This is a genomic window from Streptococcus sp. 3109, assembly GCF_013276905.1.
Taxonomy (GTDB): domain Bacteria; phylum Bacillota; class Bacilli; order Lactobacillales; family Streptococcaceae; genus Streptococcus.
On the sequence record NZ_VMLY01000001.1, the window covers coordinates 180599 to 197960 of the forward strand.

Annotated in this window: 18 protein-coding genes and 1 other annotated feature; of the genes, 2 read left to right on the forward strand and 16 right to left on the reverse strand. The window is 41.0% G+C overall.

Translation table 11 applies throughout. The features are described from left to right. Position 1 precedes the first annotated feature (1 nt). Genes era through ybeY form a run of 3 tightly spaced genes read right to left on the reverse strand, consistent with a single transcriptional unit; the run spans position 2 to position 1791 of the window. Positions 2 to 901, reverse strand: coding sequence for a GTPase Era (era, locus tag HT698_RS01035; RefSeq protein ID WP_173218287.1), 900 nt, complete (start codon positions 899 to 901; stop codon positions 2 to 4). Positions 902 to 917: 16 nt separating this feature from the next. Further along, positions 918 to 1313 (reverse strand): diacylglycerol kinase, encoded by a 396-nt coding sequence (locus tag HT698_RS01040; RefSeq protein WP_173218285.1) that lies wholly within the window; start codon positions 1311 to 1313, stop codon positions 918 to 920. Next, positions 1294 to 1791, reverse strand: a complete 498-nt coding sequence (gene ybeY / locus HT698_RS01045; RefSeq protein ID WP_173218283.1) for an rRNA maturation RNase YbeY — start codon at positions 1789 to 1791, stop codon at positions 1294 to 1296. Before ybeY ends, HT698_RS01040 begins: the two co-directional genes overlap by 20 nt. 104 nt (positions 1792 to 1895) lie before the next feature. Between ybeY and pavA the strand changes: the two genes are divergently transcribed. Then, positions 1896 to 3551 (forward strand): Rqc2 family fibronectin-binding protein PavA, encoded by a 1656-nt coding sequence (gene pavA, locus HT698_RS01050; protein WP_173218281.1) that lies wholly within the window; start codon positions 1896 to 1898, stop codon positions 3549 to 3551. Between the two features lie 60 nt (positions 3552 to 3611). On the opposite strand, the gene HT698_RS01055 is transcribed toward pavA, so the two are convergent. The 12 genes from HT698_RS01055 to HT698_RS01110 form a co-directional block, all read right to left on the reverse strand. Next, positions 3612 to 5381: a glucosaminidase domain-containing protein gene (locus tag HT698_RS01055; protein ID WP_173218279.1), complete on the reverse strand. Its 1770-nt coding sequence runs from the start codon at positions 5379 to 5381 to the stop codon at positions 3612 to 3614. A gap of 41 nt (positions 5382 to 5422) precedes the next feature. After that, positions 5423 to 6409: a dihydroorotate dehydrogenase gene (locus HT698_RS01060; protein WP_173218277.1), complete on the reverse strand. Its 987-nt coding sequence runs from the start codon at positions 6407 to 6409 to the stop codon at positions 5423 to 5425. Beyond that, complete coding sequence (locus tag HT698_RS01065; protein WP_173218275.1) at positions 6372 to 7172, reverse strand: dihydroorotate dehydrogenase electron transfer subunit; 801 nt, start codon at positions 7170 to 7172, stop codon at positions 6372 to 6374. Before HT698_RS01065 ends, HT698_RS01060 begins: the two co-directional genes overlap by 38 nt. A gap of 248 nt (positions 7173 to 7420) precedes the next feature. Next, entirely contained in the window at positions 7421 to 7801 is a 381-nt protein-coding gene (locus HT698_RS01070) for a VOC family protein (protein ID WP_000157153.1), read from the reverse strand. Between the two features lie 58 nt (positions 7802 to 7859). Beyond that, positions 7860 to 8219: a 50S ribosomal protein L20 gene (gene rplT, locus HT698_RS01075; protein WP_000124836.1), complete on the reverse strand. Its 360-nt coding sequence runs from the start codon at positions 8217 to 8219 to the stop codon at positions 7860 to 7862. Between the two features lie 51 nt (positions 8220 to 8270). Next, positions 8271 to 8471, reverse strand: coding sequence for a 50S ribosomal protein L35 (rpmI, locus tag HT698_RS01080; RefSeq protein ID WP_001125943.1), 201 nt, complete (start codon positions 8469 to 8471; stop codon positions 8271 to 8273). 32 nt (positions 8472 to 8503) lie between these two features. Next, a complete protein-coding gene (infC, locus tag HT698_RS01085) occupies positions 8504 to 9034 on the reverse strand; it encodes a translation initiation factor IF-3 (protein ID WP_000848180.1) in 531 nt (176 codons plus the stop codon). Between the two features lie 15 nt (positions 9035 to 9049). Then, positions 9050 to 9181, reverse strand: a sequence feature (ribosomal protein L20 leader region). Between the two features lie 160 nt (positions 9182 to 9341). After that, on the reverse strand, positions 9342 to 10523 hold the full coding sequence (locus tag HT698_RS01090) for a hypothetical protein (protein WP_173218273.1): 1182 nt from the start codon (positions 10521 to 10523) through the stop codon (positions 9342 to 9344). A gap of 3 nt (positions 10524 to 10526) precedes the next feature. Further along, on the reverse strand, positions 10527 to 11114 hold the full coding sequence (locus HT698_RS01095) for an ABC transporter ATP-binding protein (protein WP_173218271.1): 588 nt from the start codon (positions 11112 to 11114) through the stop codon (positions 10527 to 10529). A gap of 417 nt (positions 11115 to 11531) precedes the next feature. Next, complete coding sequence (locus tag HT698_RS01100; RefSeq protein WP_173218269.1) at positions 11532 to 13766, reverse strand: DNA internalization-related competence protein ComEC/Rec2; 2235 nt, start codon at positions 13764 to 13766, stop codon at positions 11532 to 11534. Beyond that, positions 13750 to 14388, reverse strand: a complete 639-nt coding sequence (locus HT698_RS01105) for a helix-hairpin-helix domain-containing protein (protein ID WP_173218267.1) — start codon at positions 14386 to 14388, stop codon at positions 13750 to 13752. Before HT698_RS01105 ends, HT698_RS01100 begins: the two co-directional genes overlap by 17 nt. 66 nt (positions 14389 to 14454) lie before the next feature. After that, complete coding sequence (locus HT698_RS01110) at positions 14455 to 15024, reverse strand: GNAT family N-acetyltransferase (RefSeq protein WP_173218265.1); 570 nt, start codon at positions 15022 to 15024, stop codon at positions 14455 to 14457. Positions 15025 to 15195: 171 nt separating this feature from the next. Here HT698_RS01110 and ald point away from each other — a divergent pair, with 171 nt between their 5' ends. Next, positions 15196 to 16308, forward strand: coding sequence for an alanine dehydrogenase (gene ald / locus HT698_RS01115; protein WP_173218263.1), 1113 nt, complete (start codon positions 15196 to 15198; stop codon positions 16306 to 16308). A gap of 56 nt (positions 16309 to 16364) precedes the next feature. Here ald and HT698_RS01120 read toward each other — a convergent pair whose 3' ends face one another. Next, complete coding sequence (locus HT698_RS01120; RefSeq protein WP_173218261.1) at positions 16365 to 17360, reverse strand: PhoH family protein; 996 nt, start codon at positions 17358 to 17360, stop codon at positions 16365 to 16367. Positions 17361 to 17362: the final 2 nt, after the last annotated feature.

Consider the following 17362-nt stretch of genomic DNA (forward strand, 5'->3'; position numbering starts at 1 on the left):
CTTAGTATTCTTTTTCATTATAGCCAAAGTCAGCCAAATCTAGCTTTTTATCGCGCCAGTTTTTCTTGACCTTGACCCAGGTTTCTAGGAAAACCTTGTCTCCTAGCATGAGTTCAATATCACGACGGGCCATGCTACCAATTTTCTTAAGCATAGCGCCACCTTTACCGATGATAATCCCTTTCTGACTATCGCGCTCGACCATGATGGTTGCACGGATGTGAACCTTGTCTGTCTCTTCATCTCGTTTCATAGAATCCACTACTACTGCAACAGAATGCGGAATTTCTTCACGAGTTAGGTGCAAGACTTTCTCGCGAACCATCTCTGATACTAAGAAGCGTTCTGGATGGTCTGTGATTTGGTCAGCTGGGAAATATTGGAATCCTTCATCCAGATTTTCACTCAAAATATCCACTAGACGAGACACGTTATTCCCCTGAAGGGCTGAGATTGGAACGATTTCCTTAAAGTCCATCTGATTACGGAAATCATCAATCTGAGACAAAAGCTGGTCTGGGTGAACCTTATCGATTTTATTCACCACCAGAATAACAGGAATCTTGGCAGCCTTAAGACGCTCGATAATCATATCGTCCCCCTTACCACGCGCTTCATCCGCAGGCACCATAAAAAGAACAGTATCCACTTCACGAAGGGTGCTGTAGGCGGATTCGACCATGAAATCTCCAAGGGCCGTTTTAGGTTTGTGAATCCCTGGTGTGTCGATAAAGACGATTTGTTCCTTATCAGTCGTGTAAATTCCCATGATTTTGTTGCGCGTTGTCTGCGCCTTGTCACTCATGATGGCAATCTTTTGCCCCATGACATGATTTAAAAAAGTTGACTTCCCAACATTGGGACGTCCTAAAATGGCTACAAAGCCTGATTTAAAAGTCATAATTTCCTCTTACTGTTTAAAATAATAAATCCCAGATTCGTGGGAGAAAAATCAATGCGCCTGTTAAGGCTGCGAAAAGAGAGACCACTAATACCGCGCCAGCTGCCATATCCTTGGCATTTTTAGCCAGCATGGAAAAGTGATAGTGACTGGCCAAATCCACCACATTTTCAATAGCAGAGTTGATAATTTCAAAGGCTACTACCAAGAAAATGCTCAATAAGAGAAAGAGCCATTCGATTCGTGACACCTGAAAAACAAAACCTGCAAGGATGACCACTAGAGCCGTCACGGCATGTTTTCGCATATTGCGTTCTTCCTTGCTAGCAGTAAAAATCCCTGTGATGGCAAATTCTAAACTGGATATCAGGTCACGATTTTTCCATTTTCGTTTATTGTCTTGTGAGTCCATAGGCTGTCAAAATTTCTTCTTGTAAACCGAACATCTCCGCTTCTTCTTCCGAAGTGTAGTGATCATAGCCGTTGATATGTAAAAAGCCGTGTACTGCCAAGAAGCCCATCTCACGCTCAAAGCTGTGACCGTATTCCTCGGCCTGCTCATGAGCCTTATCAATAGAGATGAACAGTTCCCCAATATAGGCATCAAACTCAGACATCATCTCTGCCAATTCCGGATTTTCAAGCAAATCTTCCTCGGCAAAGGCAATTTCCAACTCTGGCTTGTATTCAAGGCTGATAACATCTGTCGGACGGTCTGTGTCACGGTACTCCAGATTGAGTTCATGACTACGCTCATTGGTCACAAAGGTAACTGCCATCTCCTTGTCCTCTTTTCCTAATTTTTGGGCTGCAAATTCCAAAATTTCTTGGGTTTGTTGCAACATTTCTTTTGAAACTTGACCAGTTTCATCTACCATTTCAATATACATGTGCTTCTCGTTTCTCTTTACTTGGCTTTATTATACCACATTTCCATGATTTTATTCTACCTTTTTGATATAATACTATGGAATACAATCACAAGGAGAGAACGATGTCATTTGACGGATTTTTTTTACACCACATGGTTGAGGAATTGCGAAGAGAGTTAGTGAATGGTCGCATCCAGAAAATCAATCAACCTTTTGAACAAGAGTTGGTCTTGCAAATCCGCAGCAATCGCCAAAGTCATCGCCTGCTCCTTTCTGCCCATCCTGTTTTTGGACGCATTCAGCTGACCCAAACGACTTTTGAAAACCCAGCCCAACCTTCTACCTTTATCATGGTTTTGAGAAAGTATTTGCAGGGTGCCCTGATTGAGTCTATTGAGCAAGTGGAAAATGACCGTATTGTGGAAATGACAGTTTCCAATAAAAACGAGATTGGAGACCATATCCAGGCTACCTTGATTATCGAGATTATGGGTAAACACAGTAATATTCTACTGGTCGATAAAAGCAGTCATAAAATCCTCGAAGTCATTAAACACGTTGGCTTTTCACAAAATAGCTACCGCACCTTGCTTCCTGGGTCTACCTACATCGCTCCGCCAAGTACGGAATCTCTCAATCCTTTTACTATCAAGAATGAAAAGCTCTTTGAAATCCTACAAACACAGGAAACGACAGCTAAAAATCTTCAAAGCCTCTTTCAAGGTCTGGGACGCGATACAGCAAATGAATTGGCAAACATTCTGGTTAGTGATAAACTGTCTACTTTCCGTAACTTTTTCAGTCAAGAAACCAAACCCTGCTTGACAGAGACATCCTTCAGTCCAGTTCCTTTTGCAAATCAGGTGGGAGAGCCTTTTGCTAGTCTTTCTGATTTGTTGGACACCTACTATAAGGATAAGGCTGAGCGCGACCGCGTCAAACAGCAAGCCAGTGAACTCATTCGTCGTGTTGAAAACGAACTTCAGAAAAACCGCCACAAACTGCAAAAGCAAGAAAAAGAGTTACTGGCGACAGACAATGCTGAAGAATTTCGCCAAAAAGGGGAATTGCTGACAACCTTCCTCCACCAAGTGCCTAACGACCAAGATCAGGTTATCCTGGACAACTACTACACCAACCAACCTATCACGATTGCGCTTGATAAAGCCTTGACTCCCAACCAGAATGCCCAACGCTATTTTAAACGGTACCAGAAACTCAAAGAAGCTGTCAAATACTTGACTGATTTGATTGAAGAAACTAAGGCAACCATTCTCTATCTGGAAAGTGTGGAAACCGTCCTCAACCAAGCAGGACTAGAAGAAATCGCTGAAATCCGTGAAGAATTGATTCAAACAGGTTTTATCCGCAGAAGACAACGGGAGAAAATCCAGAAACGCAAAAAACCAGAACAATATCTGGCCAGCGATGGCAAAACCATCATCTATGTTGGCCGCAATAACCTGCAAAATGAGGAACTAACCTTTAAAATGGCCCGCAAGGAGGAACTTTGGTTCCATGCCAAGGACATTCCTGGAAGCCATGTTGTCATCTCAGGCAACCTAGACCCATCTGATGAAGTCAAGACAGACGCAGCAGAGCTAGCCGCCTACTTCTCGCAAGCTCGCCTGTCAAATCTGGTTCAGGTAGATATGATCGAGGTCAAGAAACTTAACAAACCAACTGGTGGCAAACCCGGCTTTGTCACTTACACAGGACAAAAGACCCTCCGTGTTACACCAGACCCAGAAAAAATCGCATCCATGAAAAAATCCTGATTTTACTTGAAATCAGGATTTTTAACATACTATTCACTCAAATCATATCCAATAATAAGACTAATCTTTACCACCTAGTTTCTCATTGATTTTCATCATCACACTAGCAATTTTTTCGCCCCAATAAGGGTCTGAGGCATATTCAACATTCATACCAGACGCCTTATTTCCAAGGAAAGTTCTGCCCCTATCGATATAATTTTCCTTAATCCACTTGGTTGCACCTAAAATTCCCTTATCCACATCATCAAATGTCTTGGCAGAAAGGTAAGGTGTCGTATCATAGGCTGTAATTCCAAAGAAATTATTCTTATCTTTAGCAATCTTACTTCGTCCCCAATCACTTTCTAAAGCACTATGGGCAAGGAGATAGAGGGCATTGATATGGTAATGTTCTTCAGCTTCCTTAAAGGTAGATCCCTTATTTTCCAAGAGACTATTGTCAATATTCAACAGACTAAATACCTTATCCAAGTCTTCAGGACTATAGTTTGTAGCCTCTGTTAAATCTTTGAAAAGGAAGAGATTCTCAAGCTTAAAACCATCAAAATGCAGCCCATCTGCCGAATAATATTTCTTGCCTACTTCCATATCAGAAATATGAGAAGCTACTGGAATACTAGCATTCTGAGCCACATAGTGATAAAAACGGTGGCCATCACTCTCATAATAAGGGATAAAATCCTTGCTAGCATCTAGTGCTTGTAAATCTTCTGTTTTCATATATCCTGACAAACCAGAAACAGTAATAGCCAAGCGCTTGTCATCACTTTTTCTATCCTTATCTAGCCAGACGACACTACCTTGCGATATATAGGAAAGCTTTTCACCATCTGCATTATAAACATTTGCTGTGACAGGAACTACTTGATAATAAGCAGCATTTTCATTTGTAGCTTTTTCTCCAAGCCATTTACCGTCGCTTCCAAGCTGATAACCATCTACTGTCTCATTTTTCGCCATATAGCCACCAGATTTGAAGTAGTACCAAGCTTGACTTTTAGAATCGTAGACCCATTCTTTCTCAGCTATTTTACCATCAGATTTGAGGTAAAACCATGACTCTTTATCCCAAATCCATTCATCTTTTGCCATATAGCCACCGGATTTTAGATAATAATAGTGACCATTTTCGAAAATCCATTCTTTATCAGCATGATTTCCATTTTCTTTGATGTAAAACCAAGATTGGTATTGTTTGTCAAAAAGCCAACCTTGCTGTACTTTAGCGCCACTAGCACTCACATAAGCCTGTTCAATCCACTGACTTGTCAGCATATAACCACCAGATTTGAAATAATAGTCCTTGCCCTTGATTTGAAGCCATTCTTTCTCTGCGTGTTGTCCATCTGCTTTGATATAAAACCAAGAGTCGTATTGAGAATCATAAACCCAGTCTTCTATTACCTTGGCACCTGTTGCACCAACATAGGAAGTTCCTACCCACGCATTTCTTTTCATTTTTCCATTTTGGTCAAGATAATAGAAGGCTCCCTTGTCTTCTACCCATTCTGACTTGGCCATATAGCCACCAGATTTTAGGTAAAAATAATCATCACCTTGTTTCAGCCATTCATTTTCAGCATAGTTGGCATCTGCTTTTATATAAAACCAAGATTGATAGTGAGCATCAAAAACCCATTCATTGGCTGCTTGACTACCGTCTGCTTTCAGGTATTGTTTTCCTTGCCAAGTACCATCACTGGCCATTACACCCTCTGGACTAGCTAAGAAAAATAGCAGAGCTAAAAAAATAAATCTTACTTTCTTCATTAACCTTCTTCCTCTGTTCTTATTTATTTTATTGTACCAAAATTCTCTTAAATTCATATTACAAACTAATAAAAAATCAAGAACAGATAGATTGCAGTTTACCTCAAAGACTCTTTTACTTCCTTGCGGAGATTTTCCAGACTGCTAATGCCGTATTTGTCCATAACTTTTGGTAAATTTTCGATGATATCAGGACAGGCATAGGGATTGGTAAAGTTAGCTGTTCCAACTCCAATAGCAGATGCTCCAGCCAGATACATTTCTAGAGCTGCTTCTGCCGAATCCACTCCCCCCATTCCAATGATAGGCAGGTCTGTTGTTTGGGCGACTTGGCGGATAAGTTTGAGGGCTACTGGAAATACTGCTGGACCAGACATTCCACCTGTTCCATTGGCCAAAATTGGTTTTCTGGTTTTGAGGTCAAAACGCATTCCAACCAGAGTATTAATCATAGTCAAGCCACTTGCTCCCGCCTCTTCTGCAGCTTTTGCGACAGTGACGATATCCGTCACACTAGGGGTTAATTTGACATAAACTGGCACATCAGACGCTTCCACAGCTGCTTTCACCACATCATAAGCTAAATCCGGATCTTGACCAATCAAAAGTCCGTGATTACAGTGGTCGACATTGGGACAAGAAATATTGAGCTCGATAGCCTTTACATTGGCTGCCTTGGAAATTCCACGAGAAACAGCTGCATACTCTTGTTTTGAAAAACCAGCTACATTGGCGATAATAGGAAGATTTGGATATTCCCTTTCCAGCCAAGGAAGCTTTTCGGCCAAAACAACTTCCAAACCAGGGTTTTGCAAGCCAATTGCATTGAGCATACCAGCAGGCGTCTCTGCCACCCTTGGAGTTGGATTGCCAAAACGAGGTTCAAGTGTCGTTGCCTTGATCATAATAGAACCTAAAAGGTCTAAATCATAGTACTTGGCATACTCTTTGCCAAAACCAAAACAGCCTGATGCTGGAATGATTGGATTTTTCAAATCCAAACCTGGTAGAGAAACTTGTAAACGATTTCTAGTCATGATTTTCTCCTTATAATACAACTGTTCCTGTGCGGAAAACAGGGCCATCTTCACAGACGCGTTGGCTGACCGTCTCGCTTTCTGGTACTTTTAGGACACAGGCATAGCAAGCCCCCATCCCACAAGCCATACGAGATTCCAGAGATAGATAGGCTCTTGGATGGTTATAGAAGGTTTGATTGATATACTTCATCATTCCAGGCGCCCCACATGAGTAAACAGCATCAAACTGATTGTCTAAATCCTTGATAACAACGGAAACATTTCCCTTGATACCATAAGAACCATCATCTGTCGTTACAAAAACTTGACCATACTGAACTAATTCCGCCTCTAAAATAACAGCATCCTTATTAGCAAAACCGAGAACAGTCACTACTTTTACTCCACGCGCATGCAATTCCTTGGCCACCTCAAGTAAAGGAGGTACACCAATCCCCCCTCCAACTAAGAGAATCTGGCTCTGCTCATCTAGGTCAGACAAGTCAAAACCATTCCCTTGAGGCCCCATCACATCAAGAGTATCTCCCTGACTTAAGGTTGAGAAAATAGCTGTCCCAGTCCCTTCAATCCGATAAATAAGACGACACTGCTTCTTAACCTTATCAATAGACGAAATTGAAATAGGACGGCGCAAGAGATGAGCATCATCGGGAACACGCAGATGAAGAAATTGGCCTGCTCGCATGGCTTCAACCATTTCCCCTTCTAGAACTAATTCAAAGATTGCTGGCGCAATTTCCTCCTGTGCAACCACCTTCATGGTTTCCAATCGAATCGCACCCAAACGTTTCTTACATGTGGGATTCATGACTTTTCCTCCTTAAATTTTAAGGGGAGCAGACAAAGAAAAGACCTTGCTAGTGCAAGGCCTCAGTTAAAATCGTACAACAGAAGAGAGCACACTCAAAAAGTCCCCTCTAGAAAATTGTACTATTCTTTTATCTGACACCTTGTGAGTCTCTCTGGACTCCCCTTAAAGGTTAAATTTTTACTAGTATACTCTTTCAACCAAAAAAAGTCAAGTAGAAAACGAACATTCTACTTGACTTCACGAGATTATTTTTCACGAATGACTTCGACCTTGTAGCCATCAGGGTCTTTGACAAAGTAATAGTTAGGTGCAGTTCCTGGTAGACCATTTGGCTCAGTCACTTCATAGCCTTTTGCACTGTGCTCTTGATGAAGCGCCTCAAGATCAGGTGTACTGAGGGCGATATGGGCAAAACCATCTCCTACCACATAAGGACCGTGATCGTAGTTATAAGTCAATTCCAACTCATAGTCGTCACCTTCAAGTCCTAGATAGACAATCGTGAAGGCATGATCTGGGAAATCTCTACGACGCAATTCTTTAAAACCAAAAGCATCTTGATAGAATGCGATTGATTTTTCAAGATTTTCTACTCGCAAGCAAGTGTGTAGCATTTTTGAAGCCATATTTTTCTCCTTTATTTTTAAAAAGACTGGGACAATCCTGTTCCAGTCTCATCAGTTGTTATTTACCAAGTTTTGCTTTAGCTGCATCTGCAAGAGCTGTGAAAGCTACTGCATCGTTAACAGCCAAGTCAGCAAGCATTTTACGGTTAACTTCGATCTCAGCCAATTTCAAACCATGCATCAATTGTGAGTATGAAAGTCCGTTCATACGAGCTGCCGCATTGATACGAGTAATCCACAATTTGCGGAAGTCACGTTTTTTCTGACGACGGTCACGGTATGCATAGTAGTAAGAGTTCATTACTTGTTCTTTTGCAGTACGGAACAAGATGTGTTTAGCTCCATAGTAACCTTTTGCTAATTTAAGAATACGTTTACGACGTTTGCGTGATACAACGCCACCTTTAACACGTGCCATGTTTTATTTCCTCCAAATATTTCCTAGAATTGTTTACTTACAGTCAAGCTATTATTTCAAGCGAGTAAGCATTGCTTTGATACGTTTGTAATCTCCTGAATGCACCATAGATGCTTTACGAAGATGACGACGTTGTTTCTTAGTTTTTCCGTGGAAACGGTGAGAAGTGTAAGCACGGAAACGTTTAAGTCCACCAGAACCTGTACGTTTGAAACGTTTAGCTGATGCGCGGTGTGTTTTTTGTTTTGGCATGATTTTTTCTCCTTTATTTAACTTTCTGACAATTATTTTTTGTCAGTCGCTGGCGCCAATTGCATGAACATTTGACGTCCATCCATTTTAGCACGTTGTTCGATGATGGCAATATCTTGAGTTGCTTCAGCAAACTCGGCTAAAACTTTTGCACCAATCTCTTTATGGGTAATCATACGACCCTTAAAGCGAATAGATACCTTAACTTTATTTCCTTTTTCAAGGAACTTACGTGCATTACGAAGTTTTGTATCAAAGTCACCCTTGTCAATAGTTGGACTTAGACGAACTTCTTTCACAGTAACAACGCTTTGTTTTTTACGTTGTTCTTTTTGCTTCTTCTGGTACTCAAATTTGAACTTACCGTAGTCCATAATTTTTGCAACAGGCGGTTTGGCTTGGGGTTGAATCAATACTAGGTCAACATTAGCGTTATCAGCCAAAGCTTGCGCTTCACTGAGTGGCTTGATGCCTAGCTGTTCTCCTTCAAGACCAATCAAGCGAACTTCACGTACACGAATCTCATCATTGATGAATAAGTCTTGCTTTGCTATGGTTTTCACCTCTTTTGTTTTATTAGAGAAAAACAATAGCGGACTCGTAAATATACAAGCCCGCACGTTATGATAGCGTTTCTTAGAAACTTTTCATCCGTAGGGCCAGGCAACTTAATGTCACAAGGCGAGAAGCTCTCACTTCTGCTTTTCTCAACTTTTATATAATACCAAGTTTTCTAGCCCTTGTCAAGATAAAAAGTTATTTTTTTGAAAAGTTTGTGTTTGTATTTTGCATTGATTTCCTAATCAAAAAGAGAGAACCAAGTTGATTCCCTCCCTATATTAGTTTTTCTTTAGCTTCCCCATAGGAAAACTAAGCCTTAAAAACTTCTTTTTTACGTGAACTTCCCCATCTTTCGATAAATAGAATCCCCACTAACAAAAGGAGAATCAGGCAAGGAAGTAAGACCAGCCCCATACCCCAATTCAGATTGACATTATCAATTTGCTTAGGTAATCTTCCAGACAAAATCTCCACTGAACGCAAGTAAGTAAAGGGAATCAGATGTGCAATCCTTTGAAGAGGCTGAATTGTTTGGATGCCAAACAGTAAGCCAACAATCCCAATGAGTGAAAGAAAAAGGACAGGCATTTTTTGCTTGAAAAAGTAAGCAATCAAGTACACTACTTCCACAATGACGATAAAGGCTAAGAAAGCTAAGAACAAGCTAGGAAATAACATATCTTGTATCTTTCCAATAGTTACCTCTTGATTCACTAAGCTATAAATCGGGTAGGGATAATCTAACTGTCCAAAACCACTTATCAGACTTCCCACTAGAAAAGAAAATCCGCTGATTCCGATAAACAGCACAGTTACATAGCCCACTCCAACTCCCAGAGAAGATATTGCAAATGTCACTTTTGAAAAAGGATATAACTGAGCTGTATCCAGATGATTTGGATATCTTTCTGCAAATAGTTGTGTTAGCATAAAAATAATAGCAACCACAAACAAGCTTGGGATGATAGCCTCTAAAATCCAGACAATCTGATCAATCCCGTGGGTCGGAAACTCCAAAGTATGTGCTTTTATATTCAAGGGATACAGGGCTTGGTAAATCTTTCGTTGGCGGTCAACCGCCATTTTAAAGTCAGAGCTAGCAGTCGGTTGATTTGACATAACTTCATAATTCTTCTCTTCATCTTGCCACTGCAAATAGTAAGCTTCTTTCCAGCGTCCTTCTTTTAACAAATCCAGAATTTCTTTCTTTTGAGTCAAAAGATTTTTTTGCGATTCTAAATTAATTTTAGCAATCTGGTATTCCTCCGAGTTGGTATCAGAAATTTGGGAGAGTTCCTCTTCATATTCATTGATGACTCTCTCATCTTTTACAAGACGGGTTTCCAACTCGCTCTCCAAGCTGACGGAGTTTGCAGTCTGACTATTAAAATAAAAGGTAACACCGAGTCCAGATACAAATAAAGCTAAGATAATCCAGTTTAAGCGACTTTTGAAAACTTTTTTTAATAAAAATAGACTAACATCTTTCATAAACTAAACCTCTTCTATTTGCCCCTGATGAATGGTTACTACTCTATCGCAGACATCAAGCAACTCCTCCTTATAGTGGGAACTTAAAAGAACCAGCTGTTCTTGTCTATCGATTTGTGCTAGCCTATCAAAAAACTTCTGACGATAATACTCATCTAAGCCATTTGTAATCTCATCCATGAGCCAGCATTTCGCCTGACTAAGGAAATACATGGCAATCACCAAGCGTTGCTTCATACCTAAGGAATACTTGCGAATGGGAAGGTTGATATAGTCAGACATTTCCCAATAAGCAATTTCATCCCCCAAGTTCAGCCCTGACTTCCAGATGTTTTTGATAAGGCGAAGATAGTCCATCCCACTTAAGTTTCCATCCAGCCATTCAATACTCTCATAATAAAACAAAGAAGGAGAGACTGAGATATTTCCGCTACTTATAGGAATTAAATTGCTAATGGCGCGGAACAGTGTTGTCTTTCCAGAACCATTGATAGCAAGAATACCATAAATCCTACCCTTTTCAAATGTAAAATCAACATCTTGTAAGATGACGTGTCGCGTTTTTAAGGTCACATGAGTAAGCTGCAACATATCTAGCCCTCCTTTTTCTCACTCTTTAAGAATTAATAGCCTCCGCTGTAGTAGTTTAGTACCTCATAACGATTGTAATTACAGCCACCATCAACTTTATACTCAGAATAGCTATAATAACGAGATCATAACAGAACGTCAATATAGCTATATCTGTGGTAATTCATACTAGACTTATAGTAGATATTCCAATCATACCGATAAGTTTTAAGAACCCGATAAGTTTTAAGAACGCTCACAGCAGATACACTGGACTGAAAAAGACCAATAGATCATAAACTAACTAATTAAACGATTTTTACTAATTTTTAATGGTTTTATATCATTAACATTAAATACGTTTTCATTATATCGTTTTTATCATTATTATGCAACAGATTTTTAGTTCATTTTACTAATATATAATATTTGTCCTTCCTATCGAACACTTTCGATTTTCCAATTTTTCCAACCTTTAAAGCGTATAGCTCCTTGCTGGTCAGTTCGGTAAACTTTGCTATTGATACCTTCCAGTCGTGTCAAAGTTTCCTGATGAGGTAGTTTCGTTCGATTGTTCTTTCCAACTGAGATAAGAGTAAGCTCTGGTTTGAGCTGCTCTAGAAAGGCTGAACTTGATGATTTTTTAGAGCCATGTTGGCTAGCTTTCAAAACATCCACTTCTAGGTCAGGATAGTGCTTCAGCATGTCCTTCTCTCCTTTCTCCTCCAAATTTCCAGTGAAAAGAAAGTTTTTATCCAAGAGTTTTCCATACAAAACCAGGGTATCTTCATGATCTCCAATTTTCCTTGGAGATAGGACTTCTAACTGACTTCCAAAAATTGGCAAGTTCTCTCCTGCTGTCACACTGCGCACCTTGGTTTGAGTCGCCTGTAGTTCTGCCACAAATTCCTTCTGTTTCAGACTTCCTTTTGATACTAAAATCTCCCCTACATGAAAAGCCTTGGTCACCTCCAACAAATCTCCAACATGTTCCTTGTCCGTATTTGTCAAAATCAGCTGGTCAATTTTGGCTACTCCTCGATTTTTGAGATAGGGAATCAAGGTTCGCTGGGCAATGCTGGTCGTCGCCTTTTCTTGCCAAGCCTCGATTTTCTTATCAGATTCTGCCTTGCCACCAACATCTATGAGAATTGTCTTACCAGCTACATCCCGTAGGAAAATACTTTCCCCTTGCCCTACATCCAGCATGGTGATTTCGTTTTCCAGTGGATGCTTGGTAAAGAAAAATAGACCTGCAATCAATAAGCTCAACACTGCTAGCCTTTTAATGTTTTTCCTCAAATCATAGACAAAAGCCAAGGAAATTAACAATAAAATTAAAAGCCATGCATTAGCTTGTCCAAAAACCAGAGGTCTACTTGCCACCTGTGAGACCAAGCGAATAATGCCCTCCAACCATTCAAAAATAAAATTAAGCTGAATGACTGGATAGAGAAAGGAAAGGGCAAATAAGATAGACAAGAGCGGTAAGAAGACCAAGTCAAAAAGAAAGGAAAAGACAAAGGTCAAAAGGATGGACCAAGGTTGAAATTCCGCAAAATAGAAGGATAGAATGGGCAATATTCCCAAAGAAATGACTAGACTTTCTCTGGCAATAGCCTCAAGCCCCTCCTCTTCTTTGCTGGTCATGGTCAAGATAAAAGCATAAGCGCAGGACAAGACTCCTCCTGCAGTCAGGAAAAAGTTGGGCATGATAATAAAGATGACAAGAACCGTCAAGGCAAAATTATCCAAGCCCTTAACCCCATGTTGAGCCAGTAGCTTCTGCAAGAGACTGCGAATGACCGAAGCTGAAAATCCTGTCAGACCTGCATAAATAAGGGAAAAGGGATAAGTCAGCCATTTCAACTTTTCTTGGGTCAAGCCCAATCGCAAGAGAAGTTTCTTAAATCCATCCATGAAAAAGCCTACCTGCATACCCGACAAGGCAAAGAGGTGAATAATTCCTAGACTGGAATAAAGCTCATTCATCTCCTCAAAGTCTGTGTCCAGATGTCCTAATAGAAGCCCCGTCATGTAGTTACGCATAGGGTCTGGAAAGTGCGTCTTAGTCCAAACTACAGCCTTACGGCGTAAACTGGACAGGTTTTCACCTATATCCCAACTGCCAACCTTTTGGAGTGACTGGATTTTTTTGATGTTGAGTGTCTGGTAAATCCCCTGAGTTTTCAGATAGGCTTGGTAGTCAAAGCCTCCAAAATTTCTCTGCCCTTCTGGCTCCGAAAGCTTCCCTTCTAGTCCTATCTCATGAAGGTCGGTTAAAGCTTGAAAGGCTTCTTTCTCCTCCTCGGACTGGAGTTTATAATATACTTGAAAAATGCGTCCATCAGACTTGCCCCGAAAGGATAGACTGTCACCATTGACCTTAATAGTGTCAGGCAAAATCCGTACCCTTTCAACAGAATCTGCCAAATTTTGACTCACTTGACTCTGTTGCCAAGTTTGAAAAACAAACCAGAAGGCAAAGATTCCACAAATCGCTAGAACTCTACCAGCAGACTTCCACGGAAATTGGAGAAAGAGACAGACCAGCAGAAAAACGAAGCCTAGCAGTGCGATATAGGACGCTGAAAAAATGGCGTAGTAAAGCCAGAGCAATAGAAAACTAAGATAGATTAGGGGAATAGGGAAATTCTTAATCCACTGTAACATAGTCTTTTAGCTTTTCTATCGTTTTAGCACCAATACCAGAGACCTTCTTGAGTTCGTCTACCGACTTGAATTTCCCATTTGATTCACGATGGTCGATAATATCCTGAGCACGTTTACCACCCAATCCCTTGACCTGCTTGAGTTCTTCCAGACTGGCCCTATTGAGATTGACCTTCTTTTCCTTGCTCGTCGAAGAGGCCGTCCCAGAAGCAGTCTGTTGACTAGCTGCTTCTTCCCCCTTAGTTGGAACGTAAACCAGAGCCTCATCACTAACTTTCTGAGCTAGATTGAGCGACTTGCTATCTGCTTCTTCTGTCAATCCACCTGCTTTCTGTACGGCATCATTGACCCTACTACCTACCGGCAAATCGTAAATACCCGGAGATTTGACAGCACCTTTGACATCTACTGTGATTAGATCTTGTTCAACCGGTTCTTCCTTCACTTCCTTTTCGGTCGATGAATCCTTGGAAACAGCTGCGACTTCTGCCTGTAAATTCGTTTCTTTGACAGGTGTTTGTGGAGTTGGCTTTAGCAGGAAAAATCCTCCTACAAGCAAGCCCAGACCAGTACAGATGACAATGATTTTATACTCTTTGATTTTTTCGATAATTGCTTCCATATTTTCTCCTCTCTTAGATTATTCGTAAGAGGAAGAAAAAACAGTTGAAAATTTCTTCTCAACTGCTTATTTATTTGCAAAATAGTCTTCCTTGGTCAAGACATAATGAACTCTTGTCACGATTCGGCCTTCTTCATGCTGGTCCATACAAGCATATGGTTCTTCATGTGAAAAACGCATGCCTGATTTCTCCATGACCTTTCCAGATGCAGGATTGTCCTTATCGTAAAGGGCACTCAACTTATTCATCCCTATCTTCTCAAAAGCCAGCTCAATCACGGCACGATTGGCTTCTGTCGTCAATCCTTGATTCCAATACTTTTTATTGATAATGTAGCCAATAGCTGCCTTCTTAAGAACAGGATCAATCTTGTGCAAGTCAATGGTTCCAATAAATTTGCCATTGCTTTTTAATTCTATTCCCCAGCGTCCCAAGGGATTGGTCAAGTAGAACTGAGCAATGTTATTCTTGGTTTCTTCCAAGCTTTCATTGGTTAGAAAAGTGTAACGTGTATTATCCTTATCCGAGGCATACTCAAACATTGCTTCCGCATCATCCAAAGTTACAGGTCTAAGCAATAAACGCTCAGTCTCCACTATTGGATACTGAGCTAGTTTTAAAAAGATTGATTCCATACGTTTCTACCATTCAAAAGTATTTTCTATCAGTCTAGCATAAAAAATAAGTTACAACAAATTTTTCTTGCTTTTTAAAGCGGTTTCATATAGAATAAAATCATCACCTTATTTTATAGATAATTGTGATAAATCATTTACAACCCGTCAATAGAAAGTGAGTTTTTCTCTATGTTAATCGGAATTCCAAAAGAAATTAAGAATAATGAAAACCGTGTTGCCCTCACACCTGCTGGTGTCCACAGTTTAGTCGGTCGTGGTCATCGCGTCCTTATCGAAACAAATGCTGGTCTCGGTTCTGGCTTTACTGATGCTGACTATCAAAAGCAAGGAGCTGAAATTGTCGCTACTGCTGGTGAAGCCTGGGCAGCTGAGTTGGTCGTGAAAGTAAAAGAACCACTAGCTTCTGAATATGGTTACTTACGTGACGACCTGCTTCTCTTTACCTACTTGCACATGGCCGCTGCTCCAGAATTAGCAGATGCTATGTTGGAATCAAAAACAACTGGGATTGCCTATGAAACTGTCCGTGATTCCCAAGGTCAATTACCACTCCTCGTACCTATGAGTGAGGTTGCAGGCCGTATGGCAGTCCAAATCGGTGCTCATTTCCTAACTAAGCAAGCAGGAGGTTCTGGCGTCCTACTAGGTGGTGTACCGGGTGTACCTAAAGGGAAAGTAACCATCATCGGTGGCGGTGTCGTAGGAACCCATGCTGCTCGAATTGCGCTTGGTCTTGGTGCTCAAGTAACAATCCTTGATATCAGTGCTAAACGTCTCTCCGTTTTAGAGGAGGTCTTTGGCCATCAAATCCAAACACTTATGTCCAATTCATTTAACATTGAAGCCAGTGTGAGAGATGCAGATGTGGTGATCGGAGCGGTTCTCATCCCAGGTGCCAAAGCACCAAAATTGGTGACAGATGAGATGGTCAAGCAAATGCGCCCAGGTTCAGTCATCGTTGACGTTGCCGTTGACCAAGGTGGTGTTATCGAGACAGCTGACCGTGTGACAACTCACGATGAACCTGTCTATGAAAAACACGGTGTACTCCACTATGCAGTTGCCAACATCCCAGGTGCTGTAGCCCGTACTTCTACCATTGCCCTAACCAATGTCACACTTCCATATATAGAATCCTTGGCAGGAAAAGGATTTGTGCAAGCAATTGCTGAAGATGAGGGCTTGCGCCAAGGTGTTACCACTTATCAAGGTTACTTAGCCAGTCTTCCAGTAGCCCAAGGCCTCGATAAAAAACATACTCCAATTGATGAACTAATCTAAAAAATCTAATTATTAGATAAAAGAAAGAGCAATTCCAACCGAACTGCTCTTTTTTGCTATTCTGTTTCTTCTTGGACTTCTTCATTCTCTTCATTTTTAATTGGAGCTGGTTCATAAGCTCGGATAATCTGAGCGACAACAGGATGGCGAACCACATCCTTAGCTGAAAAATGAACAAAGTCAATCTGGTGAATGTTCTTGAGCTTTTCTTGGGCGTCAATCAAACCTGACTTGACATTACGTGGCAGGTCAATCTGACTGATATCTCCATTGACAATCATCTTAGAATTAAAGCCTAAACGCGTCAAAAACATCTTCATCTGCATGATGGTCGTATTTTGAGCCTCATCGAGAATGACAAAGGCATCATCCAAGGTTCGTCCACGCATATAGGCAAGGGGCGCAATCTCGATAATTTCACGCTCCATGAGACGAGTTGTTTGGTCTTTTCCCAGAATCTGATACAAGGCATCATAAACGGGGCGAAGGTAAGGATCTACCTTCTCCTTAAGATCACCCGGAAGAAAACCTAGACTCTCTCCTGCTTCCACCGCTGGTCTAGTTAGAATAATCCTCTTGACTTGCCCACGTTTAAGGGCAGTCACTGCCAAGGTCACTGCAAGGAAGGTCTTCCCTGTCCCTGCAGGTCCGATTCCAAAGGTCACATCATGCTGTTTGACACTGTCCACATAAAGTTTTTGACCCAGTGTTTTGACACGGATAGGCTTCCCTGTATTGTCCTTGATGATTTCTTCTTCGTAAAGGGCAACAAACTTGTCGATTTCATCATTTTTGACCATGCTAATAGCCGTCACCACATCTGGTGTACCGACAGTCATCCCACGATTTACCAAGACCATGAGAGCTTGAATAACCTGACGAGCTTCCTCACAAGCAGTCTCCTCTCCCAAAATCTGGACAATCTCCGTACGAGCATGAATCACCACATCAAGCTCTTCTTCCATCAAACGAAGATGGCGTTCATTGGAACCAAAAAGATGAAACAGGTCATCTGGATGACTCAGTTGAATGTCAATTGAATGTTCCTTCAAAT

What these genes read in the sequence shown, in the direction of transcription:
- era (WP_173218287.1), bottom strand. Translation starts at nt 901, where the DNA reads ATGACTTTTAAATCAGGCTTTGTAGCCATTTTAGGACGTCCCAATGTT.
- HT698_RS01040 (WP_173218285.1), bottom strand. Translation starts at nt 1,313, where the DNA reads ATGGACTCACAAGACAATAAACGAAAATGGAAAAATCGTGACCTGATA.
- ybeY (WP_173218283.1), bottom strand. Translation starts at nt 1,791, where the DNA reads ATGTATATTGAAATGGTAGATGAAACTGGTCAAGTTTCAAAAGAAATG.
- pavA (WP_173218281.1), top strand. Translation starts at nt 1,896, where the DNA reads ATGTCATTTGACGGATTTTTTTTACACCACATGGTTGAGGAATTGCGA.
- HT698_RS01055 (WP_173218279.1), bottom strand. Translation starts at nt 5,381, where the DNA reads ATGAATTTAAGAGAATTTTGGTACAATAAAATAAATAAGAACAGAGGA.
- HT698_RS01060 (WP_173218277.1), bottom strand. Translation starts at nt 6,409, where the DNA reads ATGGCCCTGTTTTCCGCACAGGAACAGTTGTATTATAAGGAGAAAATC.
- HT698_RS01065 (WP_173218275.1), bottom strand. Translation starts at nt 7,172, where the DNA reads ATGAATCCCACATGTAAGAAACGTTTGGGTGCGATTCGATTGGAAACC.
- HT698_RS01070 (WP_000157153.1), bottom strand. Translation starts at nt 7,801, where the DNA reads ATGGCTTCAAAAATGCTACACACTTGCTTGCGAGTAGAAAATCTTGAA.
- rplT (WP_000124836.1), bottom strand. Translation starts at nt 8,219, where the DNA reads ATGGCACGTGTTAAAGGTGGCGTTGTATCACGCAAACGTCGTAAACGT.
- rpmI (WP_001125943.1), bottom strand. Translation starts at nt 8,471, where the DNA reads ATGCCAAAACAAAAAACACACCGCGCATCAGCTAAACGTTTCAAACGT.
- HT698_RS01090 (WP_173218273.1), bottom strand. Translation starts at nt 10,523, where the DNA reads ATGAAAGATGTTAGTCTATTTTTATTAAAAAAAGTTTTCAAAAGTCGC.
- HT698_RS01095 (WP_173218271.1), bottom strand. Translation starts at nt 11,114, where the DNA reads ATGTTGCAGCTTACTCATGTGACCTTAAAAACGCGACACGTCATCTTA.
- HT698_RS01100 (WP_173218269.1), bottom strand. Translation starts at nt 13,766, where the DNA reads ATGTTACAGTGGATTAAGAATTTCCCTATTCCCCTAATCTATCTTAGT.
- HT698_RS01105 (WP_173218267.1), bottom strand. Translation starts at nt 14,388, where the DNA reads ATGGAAGCAATTATCGAAAAAATCAAAGAGTATAAAATCATTGTCATC.
- HT698_RS01110 (WP_173218265.1), bottom strand. Translation starts at nt 15,024, where the DNA reads ATGGAATCAATCTTTTTAAAACTAGCTCAGTATCCAATAGTGGAGACT.
- ald (WP_173218263.1), top strand. Translation starts at nt 15,196, where the DNA reads ATGTTAATCGGAATTCCAAAAGAAATTAAGAATAATGAAAACCGTGTT.